This is a genomic window from Nocardia sp. NPDC019323, assembly GCF_044389845.1.
GTDB classification, from domain to species: Bacteria; Actinomycetota; Actinomycetes; order Mycobacteriales; family Mycobacteriaceae; genus Nocardia; species Nocardia implantans.
In genome coordinates, this window is sequence record NZ_JBIRYN010000006.1 from 315215 (window position 1) to 328360 (window position 13146).

1 protein-coding gene (running past one end of the window) is annotated in these 13146 nt (G+C 72.7%); it reads right to left on the bottom strand.

Going from position 1 to position 13146, the window contains the following annotated elements; all coding sequences use genetic code 11:
* Window positions 1–13146: the 3' end of a hypothetical protein gene (locus tag ACH49X_RS23580; protein ID WP_357207665.1), read on the bottom strand. The gene runs 21885 nt beyond the window's last position; the window shows 13146 of its 35031 coding nt (coding positions 21886–35031); its start codon lies off the right edge, out of view; its stop codon occupies window positions 1–3.

A 13146-nucleotide genomic window follows, 5' to 3' on the forward strand; every position in this document is an offset into this window, starting at 1 on the left:
TCATCCGGCGAAGATCGCGGCGCGGCGCGCGGGGTCGTCGACCACGGCTCGGATCAGCGCACCGATGTCCATTTCCTCCGGCAGCGAGCGATAGGTCAGCTCGCAGAAGACGGCACCGCCGACGGACACCGCGAACCGGGTGGTGCGCCACCCCACCGTGCCCCATTCGACCCCGACGGGCCCGTCGAGTTCGACCGTGCGATCACCGACACGCAGGGCCAGCCTGCCGTCGTGCCGATAGAACACCACCGAGACTCCACCGAGCTCACCGTAGACGCCGCTGGGCGTGGCCGCCTCGGACGGGTTGGCGCGCAGCGCGCCGGTGCCCGGGTCGAACTCGGCGGGCACACCGAAGCCCGCGAACGGGCGGACGAAGATACCGCGTCCGGAGTCCTGGGCGCGGTGCCCGTTGCCCCGCGGTCCGCGGCCATCGGTCCGTCTGCCGTTCGTCGCTGGTCCCATCGGCATGCCGGGCGGCATCGGAGGCATGGGCATGCCAGGGGGGACAGTGCCGTCGGGGTGGCCCGGCCCGGTCGTGTTGTCCGGCCAACTCGGTGACGTGGGCGGATACGGCGGTGTGGACGGTCCCGGATACGAGGGTGTCGACGGTCCCGGAGTCGGCATCGACGGGTACGAGGGTGGGGCCGACGGGTATGGGGGTAGTGGTCCGGGCGGGGTCGGCGGGTACGGAGGCGTCGGCTCGCCAGGTGTCGGCGGGCCGGGCCGGGTAGGAGGCGACGGCGGGTACGGAGATTGTGTAGGGGGTTCCGAAGGCGTGGGCGGGTACGGAGACTGCGTGGGCGGTTCCGAAGGCGTCGGCGGCTCCGAAGGCGTCGGCCGGTCCGTAGGCGTCGGCGGGACCGGCAGCGTCGGCGGGAACGGCGGGACCGGGAACGTCGGCGAGACCGGCGGCACCGGGGACGTCGGCGGGACCGGGGGCACCGGGGGCGTCGGCGAGACCGGCGGCACCGGGGACGTCGGCGGGACCGGGAGTATCGGCATGAACGGTGGTGCCGGGGACACCGGTGGTGTCGGCGACACCGGTGGCGTGGGCGTGACCGGCTGCGTCGGCGGCTGCGTCGGCGGCTGCGTCGGCGTCGGCGTTTGCGGCTGCGGCATCGGGACGGGCCACGGCTCCACTTCGTTCAGGAACGGACCCGGCATCTCGGACTCGTAGTCCTTCGGCGGATGCGGAATATGCGAGCGCAGCGCCCAGTCCGGCGGCAACCAACGGGGACGCGCCGGAGCCGAGCCCGACGAGCCCTCGGGCGGCTCCGAACCACCGTCGCGGTTCGACCGGGCATCGCCCGACGGCTCCTCGTCACCGTCGCGAGGTACGCGAGTTCCGCCGTTCGACGAATCCTGGCCGCCGTCACGCTCCCGGCGCGACGGCTCACCCCCACCGCGGACCGTCGGCGAACCGGACCCGCCCGCCTGGGGAGAACGGTGCGCGGATCGCTCCGAACGGAACTGGCGCACAGCGTCTTCCGCCCGCGCGAGCTCGTCCTCGGCATCCAACACACGCCGGGCCGCACGCTCCAACTCCGCAACCCGGTCCTGCCATGGCTCCTGCTCATCCACCCGCAACGTGCGCCCACGCAGACCATCGAGCGCATCATCCAACGCATCCCGCGTCAGATCCTCGTCATTCACCGGCAATCCACGGCGGGCACCCGCGAGATCAGCCTGCGCGTCCGCCAACTCCCGCTCCGCCGCATCACGCCGCGCGGACAAGCGGGTCCGCTCCGCATCGGCCTCGACACGGACAAAGTTCTCGACTGCACCCGGAAGCGGTTCTGCTGGCGAATTCGTCCGCGGCTCGGCGGGCTGGATGGTTCGCGCCAAGGCGTCGTCGAGTCGGGCCACTTCCGCGGCGGCGTCGAATACACGGCGGGCGGCCTGCTCGAGGTCGGTGATCCGGTGCTGCCACTGCTGCTGCTCGTCCACTCGCATCGTCCGCGAGCGCAGGCGCTCGAGCGCATCGTCCATGGCCTCCGGCGTCAGGTCCGCGTCGTCCACGGGCAGTCCACGGCGGGCCTGCGCGAGCTGGGCTCTGGCCTCCGTCGACCTCTGTGCCGCCGCGTCACGCTGTGCGGAAAGCCGCGTCCGCTCGTCTCGTGCATCCCTCTGCGGCGCCTGATCGCTCGAGCGCGCCTCGGCAGCCCGGTTGCCCTGATCGAGCGCGGCGTCCAGGCGAGCCAGTTCCGAATCGGCGTCGAACACGCGCAGTGCCGCGCGCTCCAACTCCGCGACACGGTCCTGCCACGGCCCTTGCTCATCCACCCGCATCGTCCGCCCACGCAGACCATCGAGCGCATCATCCAACGCATCCCGCGTCAGGTCCTCGTCGTTCACCGGAAGACCGCGGCGAGCGTCAGCGAGGGCGGCTCGGGCGGCGGCCAGTTCGCGAGCCGCCGCCGTACGCTGTGCGGACTGGCGTTCCGCATCGGCGCGGGCGGCGCGCTGGATGAGGTCGGTCAGGGCAGCGATGTCGTCGGCGCGCCCGACCACCTCGGCGCGCAGCTCGGCCTGCACCCGGGCGAGCTGGGCGGGGGTCAGCCGCTCGTGCTGGTCGAGTTTGCCGTCGCGGTAGACCTCGTAGACCTCGGCCCACCGTTCCGGGCCTGCGTCGGTCAGGTCGACGCCGACCAGACGCGCGAAGTCCCGGCTGGCCCCGCGGTCGGGACCGGGCGGAATGCTGGTCGCGCCGTCCAGCATGCCGAGCCGACCAGGCGCCTCGGTGAGGTGGACGGCATCGCCGATGACTTCCAGCAGGTGGCGAACGGCCTTGTCGTGCACGGGGAACTCGACATCCGACACGCGGGGATCGAGCGCTTGGTCGCCGTGGGCACGCGGGTCGAACACATCGACCGCGGCGAGAGCGTCGGCATAGTCGGTGAGCGCGCCGACCAGGTCGGGGTGCAGGTTCGGCCGATGCGACAGGTTGGCGATCACTTCGCCCAGCTGCCCGAGGCCGGTGATGCGCACCGTTCCCGGCAAGGCGTCCAGACGCCGGACCAGGCGGTCGTTGGCCGCATCGATCGCGGCTTGGTCGATGCCACGCAACAGCTTCGCGTATTTGATTAGCGCCTCGGCCCGCTGCTGCCGCAGGGCATTGCGGATATCCGGGTCGGCCATGGCCTCGGCGAGCCGCTGCGGTGTCATGTCCGCCGCGTCCAGGCCGAGCCGGTGGGCCAGCACATGCCGGGCGTCGCCGACCTCGTGGTAGGTGTCGATGTCCCATGCGGTGCGCGCGTAGTCGATGATCGCCTCGATCTGGCCGGCGCGAATGGCGTTCTCGTCGCGCAGCGCCGCGAGCCGTTCGGCGAGCAGGTCCGGGAAGTCCAGCTCCGCTTCGGCGATGCCGAGGCGCTCGGCCAGTTCGCCGATGGCGGCGTCGATCTCGCGCCGTGACAACGGCTCCGACGCTTCCGCGGCGGGAAGCGCGTCGGCGGGGGCGTCCGGCACGACGCGCCAACCGTCGCCGTCGTTCACAACGGTGACGTCGAGGCCGCGTCCCTCGACCTCGCCGCTGAAGTGCCGAACCCGCGTTGCACCGCCGTCGACGAGCGCGATCCGGTCCGGGTGCACGTCGGTGACCAGGTAGTGGACCTCGACGATGCCTTCGTTGACGGCCTGCGCGAGCCTCGGGTACTCCGCGAGCGCGTCGGCGATGACGCGATCGTGGCCCAGCCTTCCGTCCACGACCACCAACCGCATCGGCCCACCGGGCTCGCCGGGGACCAGGCCGAGCCCGGCGCCGTCCTCCAGCAGCGCACCGCCCCGCGCGAGCACCCAGTCCCGCCCGGCCATGTCACCGATCAGGCCGGTGAGCTCGTCGGCCGCGGCGTCGGCCCGCAAGAACTCCTCGGCGTCGGCGTGGAAGGTCGTCAGGCCGCGGGCGTGCTCGCGGATCCGGTCCATCTCCTCGGCGAGTGCGTTCGCGAGCCGATTCGCGTCCAGCGCGTGCAGATCGGCGCCGAGCAGCTGCGCCCAGACCGAGCGTTCGTCCTTGATCTGGTCGCGGCGCAGCGCGTTCTCGAAGAACGCGCGCAGGCCCTGATCCTGTCCCGGCTGATCGGTGTCGTAGAGGTCGCCCCACTCGCGGCTCGGCTCGCCGCCGTTGTTCACGCCCTGCCAGTCCAGCAGGGTGGGGTTGCCGCCGAAGGCGCGCACCACCTCACCGAGGAAGCGGTTCATCGGGTTGGCGTCGAAGAAGCCGACCTCGTCGCTGTAGGGGATCCGCTCGTGCTCGGCGTTGTACCGGCGGGACGCCTCGGCGAGACCGGTGAGCGCGCCGATCCGGCGGACCTGCTGATACCGCAGCAGATCGACGGCACGGCGAACGTTCTCCGGGGTCGGCTCACCGAGGTCGACGCCGAGCGCGTCGGCCGCGGCCGTCAAGGCGTCGGCCAATTCGTGCCGCCGGACCGTCGCCTCGGACAATTCGTGCAGCCAGTCCGCGAGTTCACCGGTGCTCGCCTGCAGTTCCTCGCCGGGGCGCTCGGACGGGCGCGGCGTGGCGTCGGGCCTCTCGCCGTCGGGCGGCTCCGGCGCGGGGATCGCTCGGGCGGCATGCTCGGCCTGTCGCTTCAGCTCCTCGAGTTCCACCCCGAGTTCCCGGCGCACCAGCTCGGGATCGGCCTCCTCCAGCCAGTATCGGTACTCCGCGCCGTCGCGGGCGACCGGTATGCCGTACTCGGCGGCCGGGCTCGCCACCCGGGAGGTCAGGCGCTTCAGGAACGGAACGAGCTCCCGCTTCCGCCACATGGTGACGGCTTCCTTGAGGATGCGGACCGGACTGAACTTGGTCTGCATCACCTCGTATTCGTCGCCGGGCGCGGGAGTCGGGTCGTAGTGCTTGGTGAGCGGCAGCCCCGCTTCGTGGGCGAGCAACGACTGACCCGCGCTGTCGATGCCGGAGCCGGAGGGGTATTTCGGGCTCTCGCCGACGTATCCCCCCGTCAACGCCTCCCACAGGCGGCGCAGCCGCGACTTCGGCCGCTCCGGTTGCCGCGGTGCCCGCACACTGGCGTCCGCCGGTTCGGGCGCGCCGAGACGTTCGGGCGTCTCGACCCGCCAACCGCCGTTCTCGTCGGCCACCAGCCGCGCGGGCACCCGCTCGCCATCGACCTCGAGGGTGTACCGGCGGGTCTCGCCCGGCTGGAGCGGTTCGGCGCCGGTCTGCCCGCGCGCGGCTCGGACGGCGTCGGCGAGGTCGGCGATGGCTTGCGCGTCGCGGCGCACCGCGGCGCGGGCCTGCGCGACTGTCCCGGCCGGATCGCGATCCAGATCGGCGGGATCGATGCGGAGCCGCCGTGCCCAAGCGTCACGGGTCTCCCGCACCTGCGCGCGCAGGTCCGGATGGTGCGTGCCGTGCGCCCGCTCGGTGGCCGCCGCCAGCGCCTCGACCAGGCCCGCGCGCAACAGGTTTCGGTAGCGCAGGTCGGTGATGGTCGCGCCGAGGTGTTCCGGGGACAGATCGTCCTCGTCGAGGCCGAATCGGCGTGCGAGCCGGTCGCGAGTCCGATCGATCGGTTCCGGGCGCGGGGCACGGGAGGGCGACTCGGGGGCGTGCGCGTCTCCGGCACGCACCGGACTCGCATCCGGGTGCGGCTCGGCGGGCCGCGCGAGGGCATCGTCCACCCGGGCGACTCGCGCTTCCGCATCGAACACGCGGCGGGCGGCACGCTCCAGCTCCGCGACCCGCTCCTGCCATGGGCGCTGCTCTTCCACCCGCAACGTGCGCCCGCGCAGACCGTCGAGCGCATCGTCCAGCGCGTCCGGCGTCAGATCCGCGTCGTCGACCGGCAACCCGCGGCGGGCCACCGCCAGATCGGCCCGGGCGGCCGCCAGTTCCCGTGCCGCCGCATCCCGCTGCGCGGTCGGACGCTCGGCGGCCTCTGGGCGAGGCCGGGCCGCATGATCAGCCTCGCGCACCGCGTCTTCGGCCCGCGCGAGTTCGTCCTCGGCGGCGAACACACGTCGCGCCGCATCCTCGAGACGCGTGATCCGGTCCTGCCACGGCTGCTGCTCGTCCACTCGCAACGTGCGGTCACGCAGGCCGTCGAGCGCATCGTCCAACGCGGTCCGCGTCAGATCCTCGTCGTTCACCGGCAGGCCACGCCGCGCATCAGCGAGTTCGGCGTGTGCGTCGGACAGTGCACGGGCCGCCGTGTCCCGCTGCGCGGACAGGCGGGCCGGGTCAGCCGCAGCCGGACGGATCGGGTCAGCCGCAGCCGGACGCGCCGGGTCAGCCGCAGCCGGACGGATCGGGTCAGCCGCAGCCGGACGGATCGGGTCAGCCGCAGCCGGGCGGATCGGGTCAGCGGCGGCCGAGCGGGCCGGGTCGGCGGGTGGCTGGGCATCCGGGCTCGTGGGAGCGGCGGGCAATTGCGGTGGCCGTGGTTCCTCGATCGGCAGGCCCGCGCGGCGCAGATCGTCCTGGACCGCGCGCAGGTCGTCTTCGGGTGCCTCGGCCAGCCAGAACTGCTCGTCACCGTAGCGTTCCGCGCTGGTCAGCGGTCCGAAATCGTCCGGGTAACGCATGCGCGGGGCGTCGGAGTCGTCGAGGAAGCCGCGTGCCCTGGCGATTTCGGCGAGCTCGGCCAAGGCGGCCAGCGGATCGCGTAGCGCGGTGAACCTCTCGTCGAGACCGAGTGCCTCGGCGAGCAGGCGAACGTGCTCGGTCTCGGCCTCGGTGAGCGGTTCGGCGTCGCGCTGGTTCGGCCAATCACGCTGTTCGCGAAGGAATTCGAGCACGTCGCGGACCGGGTTGCCCATGCGACGAGCACTGTCCGAGGGGCCGTCGGCGGGTGGCTCGGCGTTCGCGGGCGGGGTCGGCGGCCCGGATGGCGGCTCGCCGCCCGCGCCTGCGCGATCGGCCCCGTCCGGTAGCTGCGTGCCCGCGCGTTCGAGGTCGGCGTCGGCACACACCGGCTCGTCTGTCTCGGCTCCCGTCGAAACCGGAAGCGCGCCCGGATCTTCCGACATCGAACCGGTCTCGGCAACTCGGGGGGCCTGCGCACGGGCGACTTCGGCCCCCGCCGGTTCGTCGGCTTCGTTTCCACGCGAAGCGTTCCGGCGGCCGGGTGTTTCCAGCGTCGAAGCGCCTTCGGCGACCCGAGGGGCCTGCGCACGGGCGACTTCGGTCCGCGCCAGTTCGTCTTCGGCGTCGAACACTCGCCGCGCGGCACGCTCCAACTCCGCGACCCGGTCCTGCCACGGGCCCTGCTCTTCCACCCGCGACGTGCGCCCGCGCAGATTCTCGAGCGCTTCGTCCAAGCCGGCCCGCGTCAGATCTTCGTCGTTCACCGGCAGGCCGCGGCGAGCGGCCGCGAGATCGGCCTGCGCGTCGGCCAGCTCCCGTTTCGCCGCAGCATGTTCGGCGGACCGAGTGGTGGACTCGCCCGGTGTGGGCGTCGCTCGTGTGGTCTGGTGATCACGCGGATTCGGGTCTGCGCCCGGCGAGGTGGATGCCCTGGGCAGGGGCGGTGTTTCCGGCCGGACGGGGCCGGTGGCGACTGCGTCCAGCTCGCGTTCGAGGTCGGCGAGTCGGTCCAAGGCGCGGCGATGGATTTCCTCCAGCTCGGCCATCAGGCGTCCGTGCAGTTCGTCCAGCGCCTGGGACTCCGGAGCCGGGTGTACCGCGTCGCCGTCTCCGGCGGCGAGCCGGTCGAGCCTGGCTACGGCGGCGTCGAAACGCCGGTCGAGGTCGGCGGCGATGCCGTCGAGTTGGGTGAAGGTGTCGCGAAGCAGTTCGTCGAATCGTTCGTCGGTGCGGCGGGCCGCGTCGTCGAATTCCGCTCGGATGCGCCTCAGTGCCGCATCCGCCGGGTGATCCGCGCCGGGGCGAGCCGTGGGCGGGGTGACCTCGTGGGCGGGCGGAACGCCCTCGTCCGGCCGAGCGGCCGGCTGATCGAACCGTTCGGCGAGCCCGGCTTCGATTTCGGCCAGGCGGTCGAGCGCGCGCTGCTCGATCCGGTCGAGGTCCGCACCCGCGCGGCGCAACAGGTCGTCGAGCTGCTGGTCGATTCGGCGGTGCAGTTCATCGAGTTCGGCAAGGGCTCGGTGCGCGTCGTCCCGCGCGGCGGAGGACGGGGAATGGTCCGGGTCGGCCTGCTGACGAGAGCGCGCCGCGGACTGTTCCCGTTCGCCGCCGCCCGAGTCGTCGGGCTCGGCCGGACGTGCGGGGGCGGGTGGGCCTTCCGGGGGCTTCTGCGCGCCACCGTCGGTCTTCGGCGCCCGCGAGTCTTCTTCTCGCGGACGCGACAGCTCGCTGCCGGTGGGCCGATCGCCGCCTCCGGGACCTCCAGCGGGATCATGGGGCCGCGACGGCATCGCACCCGGCGCGGGCGGCAAATAGCCCGGGTTCGGTGGAAGCGGAGCGGGAGCGTACGGGATGTCCGCGCGCCAATCGGTCAGCGGCGGGCGGTCGGCATCCCAGTGGTAGCCCAGCGCGATGGCGTGCGCGTTGGCCTGCTGCCAGCTCGCGCCCGGATTGTCGTCCAGGAATCGAGCCTCGGCCAGCATGTCGTTCAGCAGCACGAAGTCCTGCGGGAGCGGAGCACCGTTCATCAGGCGATGCCACGCTTCGGCGACATCGGCGAGGCGATCCATCCGCGTGTGCACGTACCGGCCGTGCGGGTCGCTGTGGTCGCGTACTCGGTGCTCGTCGACCATCAGGTGGTTCTTGATGCGCGCCAGGTCCGCGCGTGTGAAAGCGGGAACGTCGTCGCGCATGTGCTCGGCGAGGGCGGCCACGATCTGGTCGGGATCGCCGCCGGTCGCGAGCAGTTCGCGGATGTCCTCCATCGTGTCGCGGATCGCGCCGGGGTCGTCGGTGGCGAACCGGTCCGCGAGTTCGCCTGCGATTCGGTCGATGTCGCCGTGGATGCGCCCGAGCTGGGCGTCGACGTCGCCGAGCGGATCGATGCCGGGTTGCCGCCGGACCAGCCGCGCGGCAGCGTCCACCACCTCGCGCGCCCGGGTTTCCCGCTCGGCGCGCCGGTGCCGGTCGATGCCGTCGGCGACGCGGTCGAGATCGGTGTCGTCGGCCAGGAACCGCTCGTATTCCGCGTCGGCCCAGTCCTGGACCCGCTGCCATGCGGCGACGTCGCGGTCCCACTCGCGCTGCAAGCCCTCGGGGATGTCGACCCGGTCACCCGGCGGCACATGATCGGCCGTGTCCCAGGGCCGGTGCATCGGCTGGATGTTGCGTTGCGGCGGGGCGAACCATTCGTAGTTGCGGAACACCGTGCCGAACGGCGGCACATGCCGCAGCCACGGCCGCGCCCGCACCCATTCGCCGATCTCCGGATGACGCTGGATCCACGCCTTCACCGCCGGATGCTTCGGCACCTGCGCCGCCATCAGCAGCAGGCGCACGACGTTGTACGAATCGCCGCCCCAATGCTGGGTGAACACGTCGTTCTCGTCGACGCCCGAGGTGTCGTACCGCGAAGGGGCCTGCGGCATATGCACCGGAAGGGTGCTTTCCGGGATCATGCCCGGCGGGACGTCGTCGGTCGGGAGGGTGATGTCGTTGACGACGTCCTCCATCGCCCATCCGCTCACGCCGTCCGGCAGTTCCTTCGGCGAGTACTTCTTCGGCAGTTCGCCGCGGTCGCGCCCGAATTCCCAGTCCGGACGGGTCGGGTCGACGCGGTGCCAGACGCCGTCGGCGTCGCGCCAGGACGTGATGTCCAGGCGACGGCCGCCGATCCACCCGGTGCTCAACCGTTCGATCTCGGGCGGATCCATGTCCTGGGTCCGCACGTTGTCCTCGCGGTCGGCGAGCACGTGCCGGTAGTCGACCGTGGTCTCCGGACGCACGATCGCCTGCGCCACTTCGGAACTGCGGCGCAGGGCGTCGGTCAGAGCGGCGTCGTGATCGGCGCGCGGCGCGGCCGGGTCGGGCCGGGGACCGAATACGATGACGCGCGGTCGCTCGCCCTCGATGATCCCGACCCGGTCGGTCACCATCCGGCCGCCCATGCGTTCGACGAGGTCGCGGTACGCGCCCGCCACCCTGGCCATGTCGTCCTGGATGCGGCCGATCTCGTTGTGCGCGTCGTTCACCTGGCGCGCCACGGCCTCGAGCGCGTCGATGTCCCGGCGGCGAGCGGTGGCATCCTCGTCGGAGAGCGTGCCGTCGGCGAGCCCGTCTGGCACCCCCGCGCGCAGGTCGGCCACGGTCCGGTCCAGCCGCTGCGGTTCACAGGCCGCCTGCTCGACTCGTCCGTCCTGGTCCAGCAGGCCCAGGCGGGCGGCGAGGTCGTCGCGCTCGTGCCGCAGCGGCCGCACCGCGTGCAGCGCGTCGGCCCGCTGCTGGGCCAGTCCTTCCAGCGCGTCGATCACATCCTGCGGCCGGGACCGTTGCGCACCGACCCCTGCCCCGCGCAATTGGTCGAGCCGCTGATCCACCTGCCGGATCCGCTCGTCGAGCCGGTTGACCAGCTCGGCGGCCGCGGCGAGCTTCTCGATCGTCCGCCTGCGATGGTCGAGTTCCAGCGGCTCCGGCGTGAGCCGGTCGGTGTGCGGCGCTTCGTCGGGGCCGCCGATGTCGTCGACCGTCCGGACGTTCGCGGCCTCGTACAGCCGCAGGACGGTGGTCTCCAGCTGATCCCCGCGCAACGCCGACTCGTCAAGGACGACGCTGTCGTTCCACGATTCGCAGCGCGCGGCCCGGCCATCACGTTTGGCCCGCCAGAACTCGCGTTCGCGGGTCAGTGTCTGGCGCTGCTGGACCAGCCGGTCGTATTCGCCCACCGGGGTGGTGGACAGATCGAGATCCGCGAGTTCCGCTTCGAGACGCGTGGTTTCCGCGTCGGCGTCGGCGAAATCACGTGCGATCTGTTCCAGCTCATCGATCCGGGCGAGACGTTCGCGCATCTCGTCGACCGGCATGGTCCGCCCGCGCAGGTCCTCCAGCGTGCGGTCCAGGCCGTCAGGTCCGGGGCGCAGGGCCGCCCAGTCGTCGGCGTCGTCGATCGGCAGCCGCCCCGCCAGCTCGTCGCGCCGCGCGCGCAGGTCGTCCCGGCGAGTCCGTGCCCGCTCGAGTTCCTCTGTGCGCCGTTGGTATTCCGCCCTGGTCTCGGGTGACATCCGAGCGCGTGGATCGGCGTCGGCTCCGTTGGCGGGCGATTCGTCCGCGCCGAACCGTGGTGGGCGCGCCCCCGGAGTGGCAGCGGGTGACGGCTGCCCACCTGACCGTGGTGTGCCCCCCTCCGGAGTGGCGGCGGACGGCGGCTCCGCACTCAACGGCGGTGTGCCCGCCTGCGAGGTGGCAGCGGACGGCGGCGCGGGGTCGGGCCGTGCCGACGACCCCGAGTCCGGGGTGGCCGCGTCGGCGTGTGGCTCGGCTCCGATCGGCGCGTAGAGCCTGCGCAACCACCGCGCCCGGTCCTCGGCCATCCGGGCGTTCCATTCCGCCTGCTGCGCGCGGAACTCCGCCCATGAATCGTCCGGATCGGCGTCGGCCGCGCGTCGTGATCGGTCCGCTTCGAGGGCGGCGGACCATGCCTCGTTCTCCGCCTGCTCCAAACGCAGCCACGCCGCACGGTCGGCGGCCATGCGCGCGTTCCATTCCGCCTGTTCGGCGCGCAGTCGCGCCCACCGATCGTCCGGGTCGGCGTCGGCCAGCTCGCGCAACCATGCGGCGTGATCGGCGGCCGTGTCCGCCTCCCAGTCGGCCTGCTCGATCCGCATCCGGAAGTACCAGTCCGATGGCGGGCCGGGCTCGTCACCGGGATCATCCGCGGAAGGTCCTGCGGCCGGCGGCTTTTCGGCACCGCCATCGCCCGACGAGGGCTGGGCGGTATCGCCCTCGGCGGCGCTCGGACCGAGCTTCGTGGCGTCAGCAGCACGGTCGCCGGGACCGGGCTCGGTTTCGGCGTCACCGGAGCCGAGATGCGCGGTTTCGGGTTCGCCGGGCTCGCCCTGTCCACCGGGTCGCCGCCCGGTCGCGGTCCGCCCCGACTCTCCGGCAGTCGCGTCGGCGCGCGGAGTGATCGGCACGACCCGGATGGTCCCGCCCGGGTCCACCCGCAGCTCGCGGGGCCGCGCGCCGTGGGCGAGCGCGTCCGCTACCTCCGGATACCGTGCGGCGACGTCGGCCAGCTCGCGAACGGGATCGGCCCCGCCGAGATTCACCACCAGCACCATCGGCGGCTCGCCCACGAGGACGCCGACGCGATCGGTGATCGGCCTGGCGTCGGCGCGCAGCAGGGCGTCGCGTTCCAGGGCGGTCGCCATGGCCCGGTCCAGCCGATCGACGCGCTCCTCGGTTCTGGCGAGCCGCTCCGGATCGTCCGCAGCGCGTGCGGCGTCGCGTTCGCGCACCGCCTCGTGGTTCGCGGCGGCCAGCCGGTCCAGCACCGCCCGCCGCCGGTCGGCCTCGGCGCGGCGGCCCGCATCGGGGTCGGGCGGACGCGGCGGATCGAACTGCGGCGGACTGTGGTCGGTTTCGCGCGCATCGATCGCCGGCGCGGCATCGTCACGGCCGTCGCGCGACCCGAACGACAGCCGATCCGCCATGCGCCGCAGCGCGCCGCGGGGTTCGCGCCGGATCAGATCGGAGCCGCCGTCGTCGAGCAGCCGGGCGATCCGCTTGGCCAGCTTCTTGTCACTGCTGTCGGACATGCCGTGGAACAGCATGGCCAGAGCGTCTTGCAGGCCGCCGTCGCCGCTCGGTGCGGGCACGCGCCACCCACCGTTACCGTCGGCCTCGAGGATGACGCCGAACGAGTAGTCCGCGATCCGTACCGCCTCCAAAGTGGTGCGCGGCCAAGACAATTCGGGCCCGCTGCCCGGCTCGGGCAGCGGCACCTTCCTGGTGGCCAGCCGGTGCGCGACCACCGCGGGATGGGGTTCACCGACCTCCGGCTCGGCGCGGAAGTGCTTCAGCGCGTCGTGCCGCAGCGTGCCCTTGTTCTCCCGGCCCTCGTAAGCCTCGTGCGCGTCCGCCGACCGCTGGTCCTGCTTGGTGTGGAACATCTCCGGGCCGAGCTGGCGCAGCCACGCTTCGAAGCCGAGACGGGTCCGGCCGGCTTGGCGATAGCGCAGATAGTGCGCCAGGAACTGTTCCATCGTCTCGTGACGGTCCGGTGCCCGATACGGCCCCTCGGCGATGCCCGCGGGCAGCCA